The sequence below is a fragment of the Vibrio zhugei genome (assembly GCF_003716875.1).
GTDB classification, from domain to species: Bacteria; Pseudomonadota; Gammaproteobacteria; order Enterobacterales; family Vibrionaceae; genus Vibrio; species Vibrio zhugei.
Map to the genome: position 1 here is coordinate 2074010 of NZ_CP033078.1, position 22702 is coordinate 2096711.

Annotated in this window: 19 protein-coding genes; 10 read left to right on the forward strand and 9 right to left on the reverse strand. The window is 45.2% G+C overall.

What is annotated here, in order from left to right:
• The first annotated feature begins 199 nt into the window (after positions 1-199).
• The 3 genes from EAE30_RS14855 to EAE30_RS14865 all read left to right on the forward strand — a co-directional run bounded on the left by EAE30_RS14855 (position 200) and on the right by EAE30_RS14865 (position 5886).
• Positions 200-1702 (forward strand): bifunctional metallophosphatase/5'-nucleotidase, encoded by a 1503-nt coding sequence (locus EAE30_RS14855; RefSeq protein WP_123016615.1) that lies wholly within the window; start codon positions 200-202, stop codon positions 1700-1702.
• Positions 1695-3362 carry a sensor domain-containing diguanylate cyclase gene (locus EAE30_RS14860; RefSeq protein WP_164711874.1) on the forward strand — a complete coding sequence of 556 codons (1668 nt, stop codon included), beginning with the start codon at positions 1695-1697 and terminating at the stop codon, positions 3360-3362. Before EAE30_RS14855 ends, EAE30_RS14860 begins: the two co-directional genes overlap by 8 nt.
• A 484-nt stretch (positions 3363-3846) precedes the next feature.
• Positions 3847-5886, forward strand: coding sequence for a methyl-accepting chemotaxis protein (locus EAE30_RS14865; protein ID WP_241967672.1), 2040 nt, complete (start codon positions 3847-3849; stop codon positions 5884-5886).
• Between the two features lie 86 nt (positions 5887-5972).
• On the opposite strand, the gene EAE30_RS14870 is transcribed toward EAE30_RS14865, so the two are convergent.
• The 3 genes from EAE30_RS14870 to EAE30_RS14885 all read right to left on the reverse strand — a co-directional run bounded on the left by EAE30_RS14870 (position 5973) and on the right by EAE30_RS14885 (position 10596).
• Positions 5973-7112 (reverse strand): hypothetical protein, encoded by a 1140-nt coding sequence (locus EAE30_RS14870; RefSeq protein WP_123016618.1) that lies wholly within the window; start codon positions 7110-7112, stop codon positions 5973-5975.
• A 369-nt stretch (positions 7113-7481) separates the two neighbouring features.
• Complete coding sequence (locus EAE30_RS14875) at positions 7482-9248, reverse strand: M61 family metallopeptidase (RefSeq protein WP_123016619.1); 1767 nt, start codon at positions 9246-9248, stop codon at positions 7482-7484.
• A 451-nt stretch (positions 9249-9699) separates the two neighbouring features.
• Positions 9700-10596 (reverse strand): LysR family transcriptional regulator, encoded by an 897-nt coding sequence (locus tag EAE30_RS14885; RefSeq protein WP_123016621.1) that lies wholly within the window; start codon positions 10594-10596, stop codon positions 9700-9702.
• A gap of 133 nt (positions 10597-10729) precedes the next feature.
• On the opposite strand from EAE30_RS14885, the gene EAE30_RS14890 reads away from it, so the two are divergent.
• A complete protein-coding gene (locus EAE30_RS14890; RefSeq protein ID WP_123016622.1) occupies positions 10730-11857 on the forward strand; it encodes an alkene reductase in 1128 nt (375 codons plus the stop codon).
• A 24-nt stretch (positions 11858-11881) separates the two neighbouring features.
• Here EAE30_RS14890 and EAE30_RS18795 read toward each other — a convergent pair whose 3' ends face one another.
• Both EAE30_RS18795 and EAE30_RS14895 read right to left on the reverse strand, forming a co-directional pair.
• Positions 11882-12025: a hypothetical protein gene (locus EAE30_RS18795; protein WP_164711875.1), complete on the reverse strand. Its 144-nt coding sequence runs from the start codon at positions 12023-12025 to the stop codon at positions 11882-11884.
• 110 nt (positions 12026-12135) lie between these two features.
• Positions 12136-12642 carry a diguanylate cyclase domain-containing protein gene (locus tag EAE30_RS14895; protein ID WP_123016623.1) on the reverse strand — a complete coding sequence of 169 codons (507 nt, stop codon included), beginning with the start codon at positions 12640-12642 and terminating at the stop codon, positions 12136-12138.
• Between EAE30_RS14895 and EAE30_RS14900 the strand changes: the two genes are divergently transcribed.
• A complete protein-coding gene (locus EAE30_RS14900; RefSeq protein ID WP_123014140.1) occupies positions 12641-13588 on the forward strand; it encodes an IS30 family transposase in 948 nt (315 codons plus the stop codon). The two genes, EAE30_RS14895 and EAE30_RS14900, sit on opposite strands and share 2 nt — an antisense overlap.
• Positions 13589-13760: 172 nt before the next feature.
• Here the strand turns inward: EAE30_RS14900 and EAE30_RS14905 are convergent, their stop codons facing one another.
• Complete coding sequence (locus EAE30_RS14905; protein ID WP_123016624.1) at positions 13761-14774, reverse strand: hypothetical protein; 1014 nt, start codon at positions 14772-14774, stop codon at positions 13761-13763.
• A 488-nt stretch (positions 14775-15262) separates the two neighbouring features.
• Between EAE30_RS14905 and EAE30_RS14910 the strand changes: the two genes are divergently transcribed.
• The 5 genes from EAE30_RS14910 to narL all read left to right on the forward strand — a co-directional run bounded on the left by EAE30_RS14910 (position 15263) and on the right by narL (position 19731).
• Complete coding sequence (locus EAE30_RS14910; protein WP_123016625.1) at positions 15263-16024, forward strand: energy-coupling factor ABC transporter ATP-binding protein; 762 nt, start codon at positions 15263-15265, stop codon at positions 16022-16024.
• A complete protein-coding gene (locus EAE30_RS14915) occupies positions 15999-16634 on the forward strand; it encodes an energy-coupling factor transporter transmembrane component T family protein (protein ID WP_123016626.1) in 636 nt (211 codons plus the stop codon). The genes EAE30_RS14910 and EAE30_RS14915 overlap by 26 nt, the downstream gene beginning before the upstream one ends.
• A gap of 17 nt (positions 16635-16651) precedes the next feature.
• On the forward strand, positions 16652-17224 hold the full coding sequence (locus EAE30_RS14920) for a biotin transporter BioY (RefSeq protein WP_123016627.1): 573 nt from the start codon (positions 16652-16654) through the stop codon (positions 17222-17224).
• A gap of 79 nt (positions 17225-17303) precedes the next feature.
• Entirely contained in the window at positions 17304-19121 is a 1818-nt protein-coding gene (locus EAE30_RS14925; RefSeq protein ID WP_123016628.1) for a histidine kinase, read from the forward strand.
• Positions 19066-19731: a two-component system response regulator NarL gene (gene narL, locus EAE30_RS14930; RefSeq protein ID WP_123016629.1), complete on the forward strand. Its 666-nt coding sequence runs from the start codon at positions 19066-19068 to the stop codon at positions 19729-19731. The genes EAE30_RS14925 and narL overlap by 56 nt, the downstream gene beginning before the upstream one ends.
• Before the next feature lie 53 nt (positions 19732-19784).
• Here the strand turns inward: narL and narI are convergent, their stop codons facing one another.
• Genes narI through narH form a run of 3 tightly spaced genes read right to left on the reverse strand, consistent with a single transcriptional unit; the run spans position 19785 to position 22698 of the window.
• Complete coding sequence (narI, locus tag EAE30_RS14935) at positions 19785-20462, reverse strand: respiratory nitrate reductase subunit gamma (protein WP_123016630.1); 678 nt, start codon at positions 20460-20462, stop codon at positions 19785-19787.
• Positions 20462-21175: a nitrate reductase molybdenum cofactor assembly chaperone gene (gene narJ / locus EAE30_RS14940; RefSeq protein WP_199287059.1), complete on the reverse strand. Its 714-nt coding sequence runs from the start codon at positions 21173-21175 to the stop codon at positions 20462-20464. Before narJ ends, narI begins: the two co-directional genes overlap by 1 nt.
• Complete coding sequence (narH, locus tag EAE30_RS14945; RefSeq protein WP_123016631.1) at positions 21172-22698, reverse strand: nitrate reductase subunit beta; 1527 nt, start codon at positions 22696-22698, stop codon at positions 21172-21174. Before narH ends, narJ begins: the two co-directional genes overlap by 4 nt.
• Positions 22699-22702 lie beyond the last annotated feature (4 nt).

The window sequence follows — 22702 nt, forward strand, 5'->3', positions numbered from 1 at the left end:
TGCTCAACCCAGTCATAATTTACCTCTTTTAAGGGTTAGTGCATCCTCCCACAGTTAGCTATAATGGCAGGCATGTAAGCAAAAACGTATAGTAAGTTAGCGGATAGAGTCGCAGAAATGGCCCCATGTCCCTAGTTCTCAGCCTGTGCATCCTGTCTGAATACGACAATGTCTCTACGCTATCGGAAGGAAATTCACCATGCTTGGTTTGCCTAAGTTCTTTAGTATCATGTGTTTGCTTTTTAGCCTCCCTGTCAATGCAGGCTTGCAACACTTAAGCATTGTGTATACTGGTTACCTTCCTCATCTACAGGCCTCATCGGGCAGTTATGCTCAGCTTGGTACGTTACTCAAACAGCAACGTCAGCATCACTCCACACTCTTTCTATTCGGTGGGGCGAGTTTAGCTCCGAGTTTAATGTCTTCTCTCGACCGAGGGGCTCATATCATAGACATTCTCAACAACTTGCAGCCTGATGCGATGGCCATTTCAGGCAGAGAATTGATCTACTCGATTGATGAACTCTCTTTGCGGGCCCATGAAGCCGCTTTCCCTATGATTTTAAGTAATGCCACCGATACCTTAACGGGAAATCACATCGATGACATCGACGCACAGTTAATCATCAACAAGCAAGGCATGAACATTGGGCTGCTATCGGTGATGGATTATCACAGTATCATGGGTTATAAGCTGTCCCGCTTACACATCGATGACTCGATGGCACACATTGCGATGCAAGCGAAAAAGCTTCGCCAACAAGGCGCGGACTTTGTTATTCTCATGGCATCCCACGGTGTGCAATACACTCAAGCCCTTTTAGAGCAATCCATTATCAATTTAGCGTTGCGCTCCAATCCGTATCTCGATGCGCCATCCACAGCGCAGGTTTATGCGAAAAACAACCATGAGATTTATCTAAAAAAACATGGGAGTGCGGCCGTGATTACGCTCAGTTGGCCAACAGGTACGCACACAATAACGGACTTTACCACGCAATTTATTCCGCTATCGAGCTTACCGGAAGAGCCTAGAATCAAGCAGTATACGAATATCTATACTCAGCGTTTTTCAACCTTATTTGATCACAAAATCACGGTACTCACTACCCCAATCGATCTTCATTATTCGGTGTTGAGAACCACTGAAAACGCTTTTGGTAATCTAGTGGCTGATGCCATGCGTATCGAAAGCAATGCCGACATCGCCATCATTAATAGTGGTGCGATCCGTAGTAACGCCTATTTTCCCGCTGGACATACCTTAACCAATGGCGATGTTATGGCCGCCCTACCGTTTCGCGATAAAATTAAAGTCCTAAAAGTGACAGGACAGCAAATCAAAGACAGTTTAGAAGTGGGGGTGAGTGTGATTTCCCCGTCGTCTGGAAGTTTTCCTCAAGTATCAGGCATGCACTTTCATGTGGATCAGTCGAAACCGCCGGGCGCGCGTATCGAAGATTTAACGATCAATAATCATCCTATTGAAAAAAATAAAGAATATACGCTCGCCACCACCACCTTTTTATATCACGGTGGGGATGGATACCGTCCGCTCCTCAGCGCGTTAGAAATCGGGTTTAGTCAGCAAGTCACCCCCCTTATTTCGGATATTGTGATCAGCCACTTAAATGGTAAACCCACGTTATCCGTTAAACGTGATCTGCGAATTGTGTTGTCAAATGGAGAGCATCATGATTAACAGGTTGATCTCAAAAATTAATCTCAACACACCGTCCAAACACTATTCCTTAGCCAGTATCATCAATGTTGGCATACTGATGTTCATCTGCTCAATGCTGATTTTAGCGCTCACTACCTACGCAAAGTTAAAAACGTTTGAGAAAACCATTGAGTCTATCCGTCATCAATCTCTTCCTAGTATTATTGTGGCGAGTAATCTGTATGCACATATGAATTTATTGCAAAATCAGACCGATAGACTGGCAATGTCAAACTCAAATGCCATGCGACGTATTGCCCTAAAAGGGATTGAATCTCAAATGCAGTATTCCTATGAGCGTGAACTCTCTGCAGCTCAACACGCTTACCATCACTCACAATTCGCTCTTTTTCAGAAAAAAATCGATAAACTCGACGGATTAGTGGTGAAAAAACTCGAGATCAAAAAACAACTGACCCAAAAACAAGACCAATTGTATGAGTTACATGATGTGGTAAACCTGCCACTTGATCGTTTTCAACACAAAACGGCAATTAGACAAATTCAAATGGCTTTTGCGAATATGCTTATTTTGACAGGCAAAACACTGACCTTAGATAAGTTGCACTCCATTCAGCAACAACGTCAGCAGTTGGCTCTCCAATTAGCGGATTTAAACACGCTCATTGATACGCAAACGCCAGACATCCAACGCCTATTTAAACAGCCGTATCAAAACCTGCAATCGATTGTCATGTCGGAAAAAAACGGTGTCTTAGCATTGCGCATCGAACAATTGAAGTTAAGAGGGAGAATTCGTGGACTGGGCAACCTCATTAGCAATCTTATCAACGATTACTCACGCCTAATGGAGTTTCAATCTTACCAATTGAATCAAAAAGTATTGGCCAATGTGTCGAAAAACACATCCCTGGTAAAACAACACCTTAAACAAGCAAGCCTGACATTTACTGGCGTGTTTATTGCTTATATCCTCTTTGCCTTTTTTATTCATCACTTTTTAATTAAGCGTCTAAAAAAACTGAATGAGGAAGTCTATCTAAGAAGACGAAATAAAACGCAAGAGATCACCATATCAGGACAAGATGAGATTACTCAATTAGCTAAAAGCTTTCTAAAATATGCCCAGACAATAGAGCAACAAAAGACAACGCTACAAAGCATGACGCAACGGGATCAGCTCACTGGTATTGCCAATCGTAGAGCGTTTGATGCGTACTACACGCAAACAGCGAACTTATGTCAAAGGCAACAACAACCTTTAGCAATCATGCTGTTAGATGTCGATTATTTTAAAGCATTTAACGACAACTATGGGCATGTAGAAGGCGACCGTTGCTTACAACAAGTCGCGGCTCTGTTACAAAATCAAGTCCCTCGAAAATCCGATCTTGTTGCTCGTTACGGCGGAGAAGAATTTGTGATTCTTTTACCCAACACACCAGAAGAAGGGGTTCGAGTGGTCGCTGATAATATTCTGAATGCCTTTAATCATCGACGTATTCCACATCATTTCAGCCAGATAGAAAAGCATGTCACCATTAGCATTGGTATTGCGATCAGTCATCAGGAGGGGCAAGACCTGATCCCTCCGACCCTCAACGAAGCGGATCAAGCCTTATACCAAGCCAAAGGCGCTGGACGAAACTGCTGGAAACAATATACCCATAAACTCTAACGCAGTGCTGTGGCATCTTGACGCGTGAAGCTGGTCACTGACTCTATCGGAGTGTGCCCGCTCCCTTTATGACAGTAAGATAAAAGCGCCTCTATTGAATAAGTTTTGCGACTCAATTAACGTTTTTATACACGTGCAATAAAAATTAAAACTAACCTTATGATAAATAATAATATTATTATTTATATCATTGACGTAACCTGATTGTTTAGATAAGTATAACCTCGCAATTTTTTATATTTTTGAATAATTAAAGTAAAAACTTCACTCTAAATCAGGGCAAAAAATAACACTCTATTTCCTTAAAATACAATACGTTAATTATCGCTCTAACGATTAGATGCAAAATAACCTCGCTTGTTTCCTATACTTTGTGAGGTGACAGGCTTTATCTCATCTAGCCCTATTTGATAACTTCAAAAACAGCACCTAAACTCAGTTTAATCCCCCTTTCGAACAATATTCGTTAATAAACGAGGACGATATGAGAATACACTCTATCCGATTAAAAATGATGTCTCCGATCATTTTATTAGCTGTACTACTTTTAGGGCTATTCATTTTTATGCAGCTATTACTGAAATACGAAAGTGATGCCATGAAAACACAAACGCAATCGTATTTTGAAGCGATTGCCGTGGTATTAAATGCGGATAGAGACATTTATCAAGCCCGTCTTGCGCAAGCAGAAATGCTCACCGATTACGGGGATAAAGCCAACCAACAAAAAACCTTCGATGAAAATGCTCAGCAGGTATATGACAGATTTTATAAATATCGCAAATACCTCGAAAACGAACCACAGTTACTCGAACCGTTTAAAGATTTTGATCAGCACTATCAACAGTGGGTCAACCGCAGTAAAGATGTCACGCGTAGCTATCAATCTAAACTGCATATTGATAATCAATTAAGCGCCTTAAATCCTAAATTTAATGCATTAAGAAACATGCTGGATCAAATGGAGGCCGAGCTACGCCGTACGGTTAATAATTGGAAAGAATCCGATGCCCCTGTCGAACCTATCGTAATGGAACGCTATTTAAACGCCATTGCCAAAGTGTTAAATGCCGATAGAGACATGTATCAAGCGAGACTCGCGCAGCAACACATTCTTTCAAATATTGGTGATTATGCAGAAAATAAAAAACAATTCGAAGAAAATGCGTTGCAAGCCATCACGCGCTTTCAAGCATTTCAATCGTTAATGAAAGCCGATCCCAATTACACCAATCGTTACGATGAGTTTAATGGCATTTTTACCGAGTGGTTTAACCAAAGCCTTGTCATGCTGCAATCGGATGAATTTAAACAAACGTTAGATCGCTATGACACGCTCACTGAAGCGGACAAAGCCTTTGATAATATTCGCGACATTTTAGACAAAGCGGGTGAAACGGTGCGCGCACATGGTCGAAAAATGGAGCAAGAAGTCTCTGAGACGACAGAACGTGTTCAAAAAGTTGCGATGATTGTCATCATGATCGGCTTTATCTTCGCATTTACGATTGGCTATCTTATTCCGAAAAAAATCACGACTAATGTTAAAAACTTATCGCAACGCATTAAAGAAATATCGCAAGGGGACGGCGATCTTACCGCACGTATCAATTCAGATTCTGCAGACGAGCTGGGGGACTTATCAAAAGAGTTTGATGGGTTCTTAGATAAGCTGCAAAGCACCATACGTATTGTGAAACAAAAAAGTGCGGCATTGGGTGAATCAACACAGCAATTGGATAAAGTGGCACACTCGGTGAGTGGCATCACGAAAGTATTAGCAGAATCTTGTGATTCGATTGTGACCGCCGCCAATGAGATGTCCATGTCGACAGACCAAATGGCCAATGTGGCGAGCAATACATCGGAAGAATCGAATAAAGCGTCTGATAGCGTTGAGCAGGGACGGCAAGCGATTACGTCCTCACACACCACCATTGATTCGTTGGTGGGTAATATTGAGAACACCATGACCAAAGCCGAAGAGCTCGAGAAGAATACCCAGTCTATCTACTCGGTGCTCGAAGTGATTCGCGGTATTTCTGAGCAAACCAATCTTTTGGCGTTGAATGCGGCCATAGAAGCGGCGCGCGCCGGAGAATTTGGCCGTGGATTTGCCGTGGTTGCCGATGAAGTACGGACGTTAGCAACGCAAACGGGTGAAAGTACCAATAAGATTGAAGAAATGATTAATCAATTTACACAAAGCGTTAACGATGCGTTTGATGCGATCAAAATGAGCAAAGATAATGCCAGCGATGCGGCAAATAACTTTGACCATGTGATTGCGGTATTTGACGCCTTGAATACCTCGCTCAACGCAGTACGTGATTTATCAGAACAAACCGCATTGTCGACGAACGAACAATCGGAAGTGTCCAATGAAATTAGTAAAAACCTAGTGAACATGAAAGATCAAACAGATGGCGTCAATGATGCGGCGGGTAACATTCGCTCGCAATTTACTGCATTGAACCAGCTATATCATGAACTCGATGATCAAGTATCTAAGTTCAAAGTATAACCACATCGCCCTTCATCAAAAAAAGCCACCGCACGTCGGTGGCTTTTGTATAGGATAGGACAAATGGTGATTCATCACCCGCGCCATTAGTAATCGATTTGAAATTCGATTTGCGTCGATTCTTCACCGTGTGACGTAAAGACATGCCCTGCCCACATGCGCATTTGCGGGTGGAACCAGTAGTACACTTGCGGCACAAATTGATCGCTAAACTCATCATGTGACGCCGTGACGGCTGCGCCCCATCCTTGTATATTATCAGGGAAGTATTGATAGGTCGCCGAAGCAGAGAAACCTAAACCACCTTTGGTGTAGCCCCGCGCGCGTATTTCACGCTTGGTTTCGCCATCATCTCGTTCTGAATACGCGAGCACGGATCCAAACCGACCGTTCATACCAAATTGTTTGTAGCCCGAGATTGAGTAGGTATACAAGTCTTCACTATGACGATTGAGGTCCGTATCCGATTTAATGTCTTTGCTTGGATCAACGTTACCTATAATGGTTTTTTGATAGCCATTATTTAACGACGGCTGACCATTGTGCACGGACGCATAAATACCATAAGAATCAGGATAAAAAGGATAAATATTCGCGGTTTGATAACCAATATCAAGCCCGACAATATCGGAATTACGATCGTAACTGGTATGTACAAACAAATTATTGGCAAAAAAGTTTTTATAAATGATCTTGCCCGCGTTTTTACCGCCCGCTTCACCTTGAATATTAAACTGACCATGCATACCCATATCTGCAGCAAAAATCGCCCAATTTGAGGTATGTTTGGCATAGGCAATGGCACCATATTTATTGGATTCAATACCAAAAATCAGGTTTTCCCAAGCCGCATCTTCATCCAAATCATCGTAGGCATTGGTGGTAACACCATCTTGTTGATTATAGTTTTCACGCGCTTTGAGCCAAAAGTCGCCCATAAATCCGAGATCATCAGTAAACATGGTTTTACCACGTAAACGTAAGCTGGCTTCGATTTTATTGGCATTCGTATCCAGTGATTCTCCCGCCGAGGCGGTGCCTTGCAAACGCAGGTTATAATACCAACGTGAGTTATTATCTAAGTCTGTAAACTGCTCTAAAGTGCTGCCATAGTTTGGATCCGCGTAACTTTCAATCCAGTTACCATCATCGTGCGGCGCACTATGAGCCGCAACACTGACACTGGATAAGGCTAATATTATTGAGGTTGAGAGTAATGTCTTCATGGGTGGACCTCTGCTTTCACGTTTATCGGTTTTTATAGAAATAAAAAAACCTGAACCCCCATAGCTCGCGCTATGTGAATTCAGGTTTTGCCCTTTTGTAGGTAACAATCCTGTTTTTATTGGCATAAAATAAAAAGACCTGACAGCCTTCTCATGCTCAAACGCTGCGTGCAGCGCGTGATGAGAGGGCTATCAGGTCTTGCCTGCTGATGCAGTGACAATCCTATGCGGTGAAATCAACATAAGGTGAAACATTCACCACAACAAGCCAAACACCTAAAGAATGTGATTGACTTCTTACCTATTTACAGCGTGAATAACTAAAGACTGACCTTTATCACAGTAATCTTATCTATGCTTACAGGGTCATTACAGCGTGCCATCTAACCAATGCTTAGCTTTAGATTCGTCGTGTATCGCTAAATAAACCGTATCTTTCTTCGCACTTTCTATCGGCATATCTCCACTCATTAGCACATCATCCCGGAACCAATGCAGCGTGATATGGGCGCTATCTTTAAAGCGCGATAATGATTGTTCAAAGCCACTATTTACTCGTAAACCATCTACAGCCATCAGTAAGTCACCTTGACTTAAACCACACTGATGAGCAGGCGAGCCATGCGCTACATTGATGATACGCACTCCCATAGCTTCCGCGCGATAACGCGCGCCAAACCCGAACGTGAGCCCTTGCTCATCACCGCCGCCTTGATCGCTATTACCTTTACTGGCGCGTAACGTCATGGTCACACCAAACTCGGCCAATAGCGGCTCTAAGGGCAAATCTTGGGCTCTATCGAGCCACGCAAACTCTGGGGTGGCATCGCGTCCAAGGATGTCACTCACGATATGAAGATGCGTATCATCATCGGTTCCCACGCCAGTAAGGCCATACTGATGCCAGAGCACGCGCATCACATCGTCTAAGGACTGACGACCTTGCGTTTCTTTGCGAATCGTCAAATCTAAAAATAGCGCAAACAGCGCACCTTTGGTGTAATAGCTAACAATGGCATTAATCGCGTTTTCATTTTGCTGATAAAACTTAGTCCACGCGTTAAAGCTTGAGTCATGCAAACTTTGTTTCAAGCGCCCCGCCCCGCGGTACACACGGGTAAACGTTTTTGCGAGTAAATCCAGATAGCCAGCTTTATCCACGCATCCACTGCGATAGGTCAGCAACTCCTCATAGTATGACGTAATGCCCTCATACGCCCACAGTTGTGGCGTATAGGTTTCCGCTTGTAACTCAAAAGGTGTAAACGCCGCCGGTTTAATTCGTTTGACATTCCAAGCATGAAAATACTCATGACAACATAGCGTCAGATAGTTACGATAATCATCGTTCATCGGCTCATCATCACTGCTTGGCAGCTCATGACGCGAACAATGCAGTGCGGTTGAATCACGATGTTCTAACCCGCCCCCGGCATTGTTGGCCACATGGGTCATAAATACATAGCGCTCAAACGGTGCGGGCGTGCCGAAGAATTGAATTTCTGTTTCGCAAATGGCTTTGAGATCGCTTAACAAACGCGGCATATAGCAATAATGACGCCCAGTTAAAACCACATCATGACGCACGCCACCAGCCTCAAAGCTATCAACGGTAAAATCGCCCATTTCTACCGGGTGATCAATCAAGGCGTCATAGTTATCGGCATGGAATTGACCAAAGGCAAAATCCTCACCGGTATCGCGCGGGAGCGTCGTCGCAACTTGCCAATGCTCGAGCCCTTGCGGGGCGGTGATATCCACCGTATGACGCCATTCCTCACGACCTGTTACCGCCAAAAACACACTACTGCCATTAAAGAAACCATGGGTTTGATCTAAGTGCGCCGTACGTACTGACATATCCCATGCATAGACTTGGTAGCTCACATGTAACTTGGCACACTCTGATTCAATTCGCCAACGCTGCTTATCTAATTGGCTGATCGCAACCGGGGTCATACGCTCGTCATACGCTTTCAAATCAATGATGTTTTTCGCAAAATCACGAATCATATAACTTCCAGGTAACCAAGCCGGTAGCCAGAGCTCGGTCTGCGCATCAGGCGCGTCAATTTCCATGGTAACCGCAAATAAATGCGCGACGGGATCAATCACCGTAATGTGATAATGAATCATAAATGCATGGCCTCAAATCAAAAATAGTGACTATGCAGATAAACCGTGTGAAATACAATGCTCCGCGCGAATCTTAAGCTAAAATGGCGCGCGCACGAGTCTCATCACAGCGCGGCGCATTAGATGCGCCAATCACTCTCGATCATCTCTTAATTGGGCACCGTTACTTTAACCAGTTAGCACATCAATTGGATATTTTACGAGTCTCGTTTGGCAAACCCGGTTTTCGGATTTGGCGTTAAGACGGCGCTGGAAACCAACCAAGATCACGCCGTTTGAAAAATTCACACCATGGATCCGGCGCACAACCCCAAGCTCAATCAAGAAGCGATGCACAACCTAAGTCACGCTTGGCCAATGTTTAAAAACGCACAAATTGCCGAATCTTGGGCTGGCATTATCGATGTGACCCCCCTTCATATTCACTGGCACCTCACCGCGTGCTCAGCGGCTATTCGCCACATATATTTTGTAATTGATTAATGAGCCATTGGTGAATTTGGCTGTGCTGCGTACGCGGGTGCCAAGCAACAATCACTTCAAATTTAGGCGGTTGGACATCCAATGCAATAACATCAACTTTACGATTAGGCAGCAAGCGCGCCGGATAAAACGCAATCATATCCGTGGCATAAAGCACATCTGGCGCGCCTTTAAAGCTTGGCAAAGACATCACAATATTACGCTGCAAGCCTTGCTCGGCAAACCAACTATCATGGGAGCCTTTCAGATTCGCTTTGGAGGGAGATATCACTAATTGAGGCAAAGCGGCTACCTGTGCGAGTGACAGTGGCGCTTGATGACATAATGGCGAACAGGCACTTGCCACACAAATATGCTGCTCATCAAACAGGTGCAACCACGGAATATCCGCAGGGACAAACGGCGGAAAGGTCAAGGCTAGATCCAGTTCTCCCGAAGTGAGCTTAGCGCCCAATTGATCCGATTCAAAATCCGTGACAATAATTTTTAAATGAGGCGCTTGCTCACGCACAATGCGTAAAAACCGCGGCAAGATGGCTTCAATAGCATAATCCGTGGCGCTAATAGTAATCACGCCCGTATAAGTCGCTGGCGAAAACTCATTTACCTGCGACAAGGATTCAATGTCCGATAAAATGGTTTGAATTTTGGTCCCGAGCTCTAATGCCAGTGGCGTTGGCACCATTTGGTTACCTTGCCGCACGAACAAACGATCGGCAAAAACTTCTCTTAATTTGCGTAACTGCTCACTAATGGCTTGTTGGGTTAATCCCATATTATCGGCCACCCGCGATAAGTTTTTTTCCGCCAACAAAGCATTCAGGATGCGCAGCTGCTTAATATCCAGCTTTTTCATACCATTCATAATTGTAACCTAAACAATAATATCTTGTTTCAGATTGTATCCTAGATTGCTTATGCTGCGCACCTCTTCCATAGACAGCCCCAGCCTAAGCGGTGGACTGCTTAAACTATACTTACAATAATGAGAACACTTTATGACGGAAAAACACTTATTTGACACCGTAACCCTTGGCGACTACACCTTAAAAAATCGTATTTTTCTCCCGCCGTTAACACGCTCACGCAGCACACAACCCGGTAATATTCCCAATGAAATCATGGTCGACTATTACTCACAACGTACTGGCGCTGGTTTCATGGTCACGGAAGGCACACAAATTGAACCTCGTGGCCAAGGCTATGCGTGGACTCCGGGTATTCATAGCCAAGCGCAAATTGAAGGCTGGAAAAAAGTTACGCAAAGTGTGCATGATAATGGCGGCATCATTTTCTCACAGCTTTGGCACGTGGGCCGCGTATCACACACCAGTTTACAACCCAATCAAGATGCACCCGTTGCGCCATCGGCAATCAAAACCAACGCGGTGAAAGTGTTTGTTGAAACCGCCCCTGGTGAAGGTATGTTGACCAATCCGAGTACTCCGCGCGCCTTAGAAACCGCCGAGGTGCAACAATTGGTAGAAATGTATGCGCAAGCGGCGCGCAATGCTAAAGAGGCCGGATTTGATGGGGTTGAATTACACTGTGCCAATGGTTACCTCGTCAATCAATTCATCTCTGAGCATACCAATCAACGTAACGACCAATATGGTGGCACTTTGGATAATCGCTTACAATTTCTCGTTGAGATTGTCGATGCCGTCGTGGACGTCTTTGGTCAAGATAAAGTGGGTGTACGGTTTGCACCATTGTTTGAGAGCACTAATGATGACCGAGTATACCTAGGCTTAGTGGAAAGCGATCCACTGACCACCTACATCGAGGCCATTAAACGCTTAGACGCGGCCGGCATTGCCTATTTATCACTCGCAGAGGCCGATTGGGATAATGCACCAGACTTACCGGAAACCTTCTATCAAGCAGCGCGTCGCCACTTTTCTGGTCGTATCCTCTATGCGGGTCGTTATACCCAGCAAAAAGCACAATGGATGCTCGATAATAATTATGGCGATTTATTTGGCTTTGGTCGCCCGTTTATTGCCAATCCTGATTTGCCTGAGCGTTTTCGTCACGGCTGGCCACTCAATGATGTGGATTCAGCCACCATGTATGGTGGTACCGATATTGGCTATAGCGATTACCCAACTTATCAAGAGCAATAATATAAACCGATACATTGAGCTTATTTAAGCCCCTATGATGCCGATATAACGTTCGTTATGAAATGTTATATCGGTTTTTAACACTAGCGACACAGCAATAATAATTCCCCGTTCCAAAAGAGCAGAAATCTGGTCTCTTCTGCCCTCGGTCAACTGCTGATAATTCATGGTAGTACTGCTTGTTTCTTTGGCGAGAAGAGCATACCACTTTCAGCAGTTGGCTTCCTCTTCTACACCTTGCCATGAATGTCGCACTTATTATCTGAAATCGGGTCAAATTAACTCACTATTTTAACAGATTCTTGTAATGGAATGATGTCTTCAATTCCTGTATTGCTGGCCACACAATAAGTTTTCCCTTGTAATTTAGCATGATACATGGCCGTATCTGCTGCATGTATCAAAGCTTCCACCGTATCACCATTATCTGGGTATACCGCCACGCCGATACTATATTTCAAGTTGATTGATATATTTTGAATCGTAAAAGGGGTATTGCGCGTCACTTTCAAACGTACCACTAAATCGGAAATCTCAGAGATATCCTTAATTGAGGACACAAATAAAAATTCATCACCACCTAAACGAGCAATCATTTCATTACCTTGTAAGGCGCCTGCGAGCCGAGCTGCAACTTGCTGCAATAATTGATCACCAAAATTATGACCATAAGTATCACCCAATTTCAGATAATAAGTGCGACATTCATGGAAATATGTAGAAGAGGAAGCCAACTGCTGAAAGTGGTACGCTCTTCTCGCCAAAGAAACAAGCAGTACTACCATGAATTATCAACAGTTGACCGAAGGCAGAAGATACCAGATTTCTGCTCTTTTGGAACGGGGAATTTCGGTTCCTGAAATAGCTAAAACAGTTCAGTGCCACCGCTCGACGGTATACCGTGAGCTTAAACGCGGTCGGAAGGGAGAGCATTATTGCCCTAACGAAGCCCAGATGTCGTCTACCAAAAAGCGCAAAACAGCACGTAAATACCGAATACCAAAGGAACGTGTCGATTTTATCCGCCTTCTTTTAGAAACAGATTGGAGTCCAAAGCAGATTTCTAATGTATTAACGAAAATTGGTGCATCTGTCAGTCATGAGTGGATCTATCGCTTTGTTGCTCAAGATAAACGCTTGGGCGGTAAGTTATATCGTCACTTGAGACAAGGTCATAAGCGGTATCGCCGAGGTAAACAAGAGAAAGCTCCAGCGATAAAAAATGCCGTTTCGATTGATGATAGACCAAGCATCGTTGACAGTAAGGAGCGGTTTGGTGACTGGGAAATCGACACTGTGCTAGGTAAGCATGGTACAGGTGCAATGGTGACTATTTTAGAGCGTAAGACTCGATTTTACGTGGTAAAGAAAGTGCCATCTAAGTCAGCGGATGATGTCACCAAAGCGACAATAGAGCTACTGAAGCCCTATAAGAAACATGTCCATACCATTACGGCAGATAACGGGCGAGAGTTTGCAGGTCATGAAACCATCGCAAAAGAATTAAAGGCTGATGTGTACTTTGCTCATCCGTACAGTTCTTGGGAGCGTGGTGCTAATGAGAATGCGAACGGTCTTTTAAGGCAATATGTGAAGAAAGGAACCGATCTAACGACAGTGACGGACATCGATATAGAGTTCGCTTTATCGCGGATAAATTACCGTCCGAGAAAGTGTTTAGGCTTCAAGCAGGCAGCCATTATATTTGAGGAGATGGCTTTAGCTTCTTGATATTGGAGAGTGTCGCACTTCGCAGTTGAATTCGGGATTAATATACTTTTATATATTAAAATCTCATGCATCACACATAACACTGGGTACGGAGAAATAGCCACGACTAGGATAGGATTTTCGAGTTGATACTCCGGTTACACCGCTCCCTAGCCCTTACATTGGTATGGGGTCACTCCACCGCCGCCGGTTCCACGCTGTGTGAATTTTGCATAGATAATGCTTGCAGCAATGGTATCACCTGCTGTAATAACTCCGCTTGCGATTGTTGCTGCGTCGCGCTCGCAGCGGATTTCATCTCTATATGCTGTGATTTTAACGCCTGATAAGCCTGGACAATGACTTTTTTAATGCGAGGAAATTGCTGCTCATGAGTGTCACTGACATGAGAGATCACATGACGTTCATTAGCACTGATTAACTCATAAAGCTCTGATAATTTCTCAGTCACAACCGCGTAAGCCACATTGTCTGCATGGCGATCTTGCTGATAGTGCTGTTGCCAAGTGTGTAATGATGTATCCAGCGCTTGCGTAAGTGCAGATTGCATATTCCCAAGGGCGTCTTCTGCCTTGTGAGAGCTGGCCAGCATTTGATTTTCAATATAATCACGACTATTACGCACTTCAGATTCAATATACTCGTTGGTTTTAATGATAGTATGCTGCACGCTGTCATTAACCGCCATGAGTTTATTTTGCGTTTCGTCACTGATTTTTTTGTATTGCCGGTGCATTGCAAAGCCTTGCTCTTGCAAGGTCTTACTCAATTCTTGACTGAACTGTTGGTGCTGCTGAGCTAAATTGTGACAGCTTTGCGAGATGAACGTTTGCAGTGATGTTGTTAACCCATAAGCTGTGGTATCCAATTGCGCTTTGACACTATCACGAACAATCGTCGGCATTTCAATTGATGCGTCGACTAAGTCTTGAATATGCTCTAATAATGCCATTTGAGATTGCAACGTGTTACGTATCAATGTCAGTTCATTATTGAGGTATTGATGCGTTTGGGCAAAGTGCACATCAAACTCTTGCCAGCGCTTGAGTAACGCGTCGTCATGCTGGCGAGATTGTGAGTTTTCAAGCTTACGCCGACGGCTTTGTAGCCATAACGACACGCCTTGCATAATCATTATCATGACGATGCCAATGAAAATAAGCCAAGGCTCTATATTCAATATCATTCTACACTTCCTATTCCATATGCCTTGCCGTAACAAAATCACAAACGGCGACTCAGCGACAGACGGATGAACCTACTACAAATGGAAGCAAAATCACACAAATTTTATAAGATAAATCAATGATCAACGATGAAATAGACCCATTCGCCATCCATCACAGTGGTCTCCACTTGAAGCGTTCGCCAATGATTGCCAATTGACACGCGTTAGTGCGGCCTTCCATGACTCCCCAAGAGACGGCGACATACCGATACATCGTTATCTAACAAGTGCCGATTCATTTACCCAATACCTCCACCGGTTTTATCAGCGCTATCACAAGCTTGTTTAGGGCACTGAGTGGCATTTAGATAAGCCAGATAACGAAATAAAATATTTACCCCTTTCGACTAACTTGCTAGCATGTCAACAATAACAAACAAACCAATGTTTACAAGTGCGCACAAATTAACCACGCAGCTTAAGCATTACCTTTACGTGCCATAAGTATGACTGTGAATTCGCTATCAAAGAACCAAGACTTGCCATCAAACGCTGGTATTTACCTTGAAGATGTATGTTTAAATCTTCAAGGCAAAACCATACTAAACCACTTATCGTTTCAATCTAACGTCGCTCGATTAGGGATCATTGGCCGCAATGGATCGGGAAAATCCACTCTCTCACGGGTACTGTCCGGATTAGTGGCCGTTGATTCCGGCACGGCGATCCTGTCCAACATTAACCCAGCGACGCAACGTAAACAGGCCATCAAAGAAGTGGGATTATTGTTTCAAAATCCTGATCATCAGATTATTTTCCCGACCGTTATCGAAGAAATGGTCTTTGGTTTGCGTCAATTAGGACACAATAAGGCCGACGCAACCCAACAGGCTATCGACATCTTAGCGCAATTTGGCAAAAGCCATTGGCAACACGCCCACACCAGTGCGTTATCCCAAGGTCAAAAACATTTGTTATGTTTGATGGCGGTGGTGGCCATGCGCCCCAAGCTTATTATTCTTGATGAACCCTTCGCAGGGTTAGATATCCCGACGAAAAAACAGTTACAACGCTATCTTGATGGCTTTCCTGGCAAACTTGTCCACATCAGCCATGATCCCAGTGATATCGAACATTACGATCAAATCGTATGGTTAGAAGCCGGCCAACTGGCGCAAGCCGGTAGCCCGAGTGAAGTGCTACCACACTATCTCACCGCCATGAATACGTTAGGAGACAGTGATGATATCTCTGACCTCGCCGGTTAACACGCGCGCGCACCATTGGCCCGCGGGACTCAAATTGGCCGCTTTATGTGTGACCACACTGACCTTATTTTTCATTGAGAACTTGATGATTCAGGCCGGTGTGTTATTGGGCGTCATGTGTTTATATGCCTTACCCGGCTGGCGTTTTTTTCAACATGGTTGGAAGGCGCTGTCGCTGTTACTGCCGTTTATTGCGCTTGTCGGCGTTTGGCATGTGTGGATTGGCGAGTATCAAGAAGGCGGGATTTTAATTCTTCGCCTTCTCTCAACCGTAGCACTGGCGAATTTAGTCACCATGACAACTCAGCTATCAGATATGGTGGATGTTGTCAGCGTGATCACTCGGCCACTGCAAAAAGTCGGCCTCAACCCACGCGGGTTAGAGCTCGCGATCGCGTTAGTCATTCGTATGACGCCAGTATTAATCACCAAAGGACGCTCGTTAACTTGGGCGTGGCAAGCACGCTCATGTAAACGTGCGGGGTGGCGGATTTTACTGCCCTTTACCGTGCTCGCTCTCGATGACGCCGATCATGTTGCTGAGGCGATCCGCGCCCGCGGCGGCATTAATGCCATTAATAATGATGACACTCCCCCATCGGATTCATGACGTACACAGGAACTCACATGCACAATAACACGGAAAAACACATCGCTTACGTGGCACTTTTTGCCGCATTCATTGCCGCTCTAGGCTTAGTCCCCAAATTAACTCTGGGATTTGGCGTCCCGATTACCGCGCAAACCTTAGGCATTATGCTGTGTGGCACAATATTAGGCGCGAAACGCGGCGCGCAAGCCGTACTGTTATTTTTGTTGCTGGTCGCGATCGGCTTACCATTGCTCGCTGGGGGAAATGGAGGGCTCGGCGTGTTTTTTTCCGTTTCCGGCGGCTTCTTACTGAGCTGGCCCATTGCGGCTTTCATCATCGGGTGGATCGTCGAGAAATGCCACACAGGCTCATTAGCTCTGGTTGCTGGCCTCGCGTCCGTAATTGGCGGCATTATCGTTGTTTATATATTCGGTATCGTCGGTATGAGCATTGTGCTAAAGAAAAACCTCTGGGAATGCGCAATCATGGCGAGCATTTTTCTGCCTGGCGATATTATCAAAGCGATCATCGCCGGCCTACTGACCTCATCTATCGCCAAAGCTCGGCCGAGTAGCGTACTTTCTCGTCAACAACCGCCACAATTATAGGGAGGTCACATTATAAACTTACACAGTTTGTAGGGGTAATGGTATAATTTTTCACTCATTTCTCGCATGCAACGGTGTTATGTTCATTGATCGCTTTCAGGCTTGGTGCCAATGCTCATTTGTCAAAAAAATCAGCATCATCATTGTGGCCTTCTCGTTATTATCGACGACGGGAATGATAATCAGTGCCCAAACCAGTAAAAGCATTCAAGGCAATGCCCATATGATTAATCGTGTCGGGGCAATGCGTATGCAGAGTTATCGCATATTAGCCTTTAGCGAGCCGGCCTCGCGTAATCAAGCGCGAGCCGAGGTGCAGCGCTTACAAGCCGCGCTCACGGCCCCGACCTTTACCACCTTCATCGCTGATGAACATTTTGTCGAGGCGTATGATGCCATTCTCCAATTATGGCAGTCCGACACCAAAAACATCTTATTATCTTCTGCCGATTCAACACAAAAACGTCAAGCCGTAGAAGCATTGATCGCGAAGCTTAATGTGCTGATTTCACAAATTGATCAGCATACGGAAAACAATATTCGCGCGATCGCCACTACGCAGCATGTGTTTTTTTTACTCACCTTAGTCTTTTTGTTTTTAGCGTTTTCGGCGTTACATAAACACTTATTTACGCCATGGCGCGCATTACTGCATATCGCTAACGCCGTGCGCGAGGGCGATTTTAACCAGCGATTTCAATCGCGTTATGACCGCGATGAAATGGCCGTGCTTGGAAATGCGCTCAACGATATGTCGAGCCAACTGAAACAAACTTATGATGACCTTGAGCAGCGCGTTCACACCAAAACGCAAGAACTCGAGCGACAAAATCAATACTTGGACTTTTTATATCGCAGCGGGCGCAGTTTTAATCGTCATCGACTGAGCGTGGATGCGCTGGCGTCATTATTTAACGAGTTAATGCTCATCACAAATCTGCAAAGAGTCACGTTTTACCCAGGTGAGCATTTGCGCTATGTGCTTGATAAGAAAATGGACTATCAATCAGCGACGTGCCAACACGCGACGCTAAGCCTGATGACTCAATCGTGGCCGGTCAGTGATGACTCACGCGAGTACGGTCGGCTCGAAACCATGAGTGCCCACGCTATTCCAACCGCGCAAAAACAATTAATTGCCACCTTTTGTGATAGCTTCACCCAGTACTTAGGCGCTTTTATTCAAGAGCAGCAAACCCATCAATTACTCGTACTCGAGGAGCGCCAGACGATTGCTCGCGAACTGCATGATTCTATTGCACAGTCTCTGTCTTTTTTAAAAATCAAAAGTGGTATCTTGCGGATACAAAGTGACAACTTAACGCCACTACAACATCAGTTATTGGAAGAAATCAGCCAAGAGATCACGTCGGCTTATCACCAATTAAGAGAACTGCTGGTAACCTTTCGTCTCAAACTCGATGAAGGGTGCTTAGCCAATGCCATACAAAACACCATTACTGAGTATAATGAGAAACTGGGCTTTGCGATAAATCTACGTAATGAGTGGCCAGAGCATGGTATACAGCCACAGCAAGCCATTCATATCTTGCATATTATTCGTGAAGCATTGAGTAATATCTACAAACACTCAGGCGCGACCGAGGTAATGGTGAGTTTACGCTATGATCGCGAGACACAACGCGATAAACAATGCACTCTCACTATTAGTGATAACGGTGTAGGTATTTCCCAGCACCATCAGGCACGGGGTCATCATTATGGCCTCACCATTATTGCCGATCGCGTTAACGCACTGCCCGGTCAACTCAACATAGACTCACAAGAACAACAAGGGACAAGGCTCTTGATTCGCTTTTCCCCGTCACACAAGGATGAATATGAATACTCCAAGTGCAGTGAAAACATCACCATCGACTGTCATGTTAGTCGATGATCACCCCATGTTGCGTCAAGGCTTAAAACAGCTTTTACAGTTGAATCCACAAATTCAGGTCGTGACTGAAAGTCACCATGGGCAACACGCCTTAGAGCTGGCTTTAAGCGATGAGCCGGATGTAATTTTATTAGACATCAACATGCCTGATATCGATGGATTGCAAACGCTAAAACTCATGCGCGAAAATAATATTACCAGTCGCATTATTATGTTTACCGTTTCCAATTATGAAGAAGATTTAGTCAAAGCTATCCAAGCCGGGGCCGATGGCTACTTACTCAAAGATATGGAAGCCGAAGACTTACTCCATGCCATTGAGCAAATCTGTTTAGGCGAGTTAGTGGTGAGTCCTAAACTTGCCAATTTACTCGCCAAACAATTGCGCAGTAAACCCACGCCTGTCACGCGCGAAATCGATGCTTTAACCGCGCGCGAGTTGGATATTCTCAAATTGCTGGCTAAAAGCTTGCCCAATAAAACCATTGCCAAGAAATTAGATATTGCGGAAACCACGGTCAAAGTTCACGTTAAACATCTACTCAAAAAACTGCAGTTGCGCTCACGAGTAGAAGCGGCGGTGTGGGCACATCAACAGGGTGTGAAATAAAGGGGTGTGAAATAAAGGCTAGCGGCGACACGGTTCGTCGCTAACCTTCTACGTTAGCGGCGCGATCTCACGACTTGATAACGGCGCGTCACATATTCAATCGGTGCGCTCCAAATATGCACAAGGCGACAAAATGGGAAGGCGACAAATAGGCTCATGCCCAGCACAATATGACATTTAAATATCCATGCCACTCCGTCTAAATGCGCAGCGGCGCCACCGTGAAAATACACCACGGCTTGCGCCCAATCCATAAATTTAACCATTTCAGACCCGTCCATATGCTGAGCCGAAAATGGGATGGTGAACAACCCAAGACACACTTGTGCCACCAGCAAACATAAAATCACGATATCGGCCAATGAGGAGGTCGCCCTCACTCGCGGATTATAGAGACGGCGTTTGAGCAATAATGCGCCCCCCACTAAGGTCATTAATCCAAAGATCCCACCACCAAACATAGCCAGCTTTTGCTTGAGCGCTATCGAAAGAAACCCTTCGTATACCCAGTGCGGCGTTAATAGCCCTACCGCGTGTCCCCCTAATACGCCAATAATGCCAATATGAAACATATTCGAGGCAAAACCCATGCCTTTATTATCCATTAATTGGCTAGAGCCAGCGCGCCACGAGTACTGCGCGTAGTCATAACGCAGCCAACTGCCGAGTAAAAAAATCACCGCGGCGATATACGGATAAATTCCAAATAAAAACTGATTAAGTATCGACATTACTGACCTCCGGTTAATTGGCCAACATCCAAATATTGTGGCTGAATACGATCGGCAAAACGGCGTTGATGCTGCTTCGTCTGTGCATCGCAACTGGCATTACCTATAAATGTCACCTGCTCTTCTTCCCATACCTGATCCAGCGCTTGCGGGGTATCATCGCGGGCTTCTTGCCGCACTTTGTCACAAATCGAGGCAAGATTGACATCTAGCGAGGCGAGCTCTAAGAGTAAGACCATCAAATCGGCATAACGGCTGTGACGATGTTTTAAGCGCTCGCCCAATAAACTCACGATCGGGACAATATCATCTAAACCTTGCACCGCTTCGCTGGGCTCAACCACCGCTAAATATTCCAAATATAAGGGGAGATGATCGGGCAGTTCTTTGGCATTCAGCTCTAAGCCAACCTGTTGATATTGGTTGAGTAAATCAATCATGGCTTGGCCACGATCGCGCGATTGACCGTGGACGTGCTCAAACAGTAGTAATGATAATGAGCGTCCACGATCGAACAGTCCGCAATACTGCGCTTGCGCATCGAACAGGGCTTGCTGGCGATACTCACCAATCCAGCGACGCAGCGTGTCGCGCTGGACGTCGCTAAGCTCAGTGCAGCGGCTGATTGCCGCCACTAATTCATCACAATGTTGCCATAGCTCGTCACTGGGGTACTCCAATAAGCGAGAAATAATTCGTAAACTCAGCATCATTTTTTCTCCGCCATAATATCAATCGCATCAATGCGCTGACTGTTGAATAAATTGACGCGGTTATCGCTGCCATGGCAGCCATCGCCGAAACTAAACCCACAACCATTTGATTCAGCAAACGCGCTATCCGCTTCTTGACGCATGCCCGCCGGGACGACAAAGCGATCTTCATAATTGGCAATAGCAAGATAACGATACATCTCTTCGACGTTGTGAATACTCAGCCCTACCTCATCAATGGCCGTGGTATCTATGCTCTGTTCAACGGTTTCACTGCGTTTGTAGTGACGCATTGCCATCAGCCGTTTGAGAGCTCGCAATACCGGTTGGGTATCACCGGCAGTCAATAGATTGGCTAGATATTGTATAGGGATGCGCAGCGTTTCGATGTCCGGCAAACCATTTTTAGTGGGAATGTAGCCCGCATCAACCGCCGATTGAATGGGCGAGAGCGGCGGCACATACCACACCATGGGTAGCGTGCGATATTCTGGATGCAAGGGTAACGCGAGCTTCCACTCGACCGCCATTTTATACACTGGGGATTGCTGAGCGGACTCTAAAACCGTTTGACTGATGCCTTGCGCCTTCGCTTCGCGAATCACCTCGGGATCATGGGGATCCAAAAAAATATCCAGTTGTCTTTCATATAAGTCGTGTTCATGCTCCACTGAGGCGGCTTCATGAATACGATCCGCATCATAGAGCATGACGCCCAAATAACGGATCCGCCCGACACAAGACTCCGAGCATGCGGTTGGCATCCCAGCTTCAATGCGTGGATAACAAAAAATGCATTTTTCTGATTTGCCGCTTTTCCAATTAAAATAGATTTTCTTATACGGGCAGCCACTAATACACATACGCCATCCACGGCATTTATCCTGATCAATCAGCACAATGCCATCTTCTTCACGTTTATAAATGGTTCCGCTTGGGCAACTGGCGACACAGGCCGGGTTTAAACAATGTTCACATAAACGCGGCAAATACATCATAAACGTATGTTCAAATTCGCCGTACATCTGCTTTTGCATGTCGTGAAAGTTGTAATCTACCGAGCGTTTGGCAAATTCACCGCCAAGGATTTCTTCCCAGTTAGGGCCTTGGGTAATTTTTTCCATGCGCTGCCCAGTGATTAAAGAGCGGGGCCGCGCAATCGGCTGATGACGACTTTTAGGCGCGTTTTGCAGATGATCGTAATCAAAAGTAAACGGTTCATAATAATCATCTATTTCCGGCATATGCGGGTTATTAAACAACTTGGATAATACGCCCACTTTTGAGCCTTGGCGTAGCGTGAGCTGGCCTTTCACACCGCGAATCCAACCACCTTGCCAACGTGTTTGATTCTCCCACTCATTGGGATATCCGACACCAGGCTTACTTTCGACATTATTAAACCAGGCGTATTCCATGCCTTCTCGGCTGGTCCATACATTTTTACAGGTTACCGAACAGGTATGGCAGCCAATACACTTATCCAGATTCAGTACCATCGCAACTTGCGCACGAATTTTCATAGCG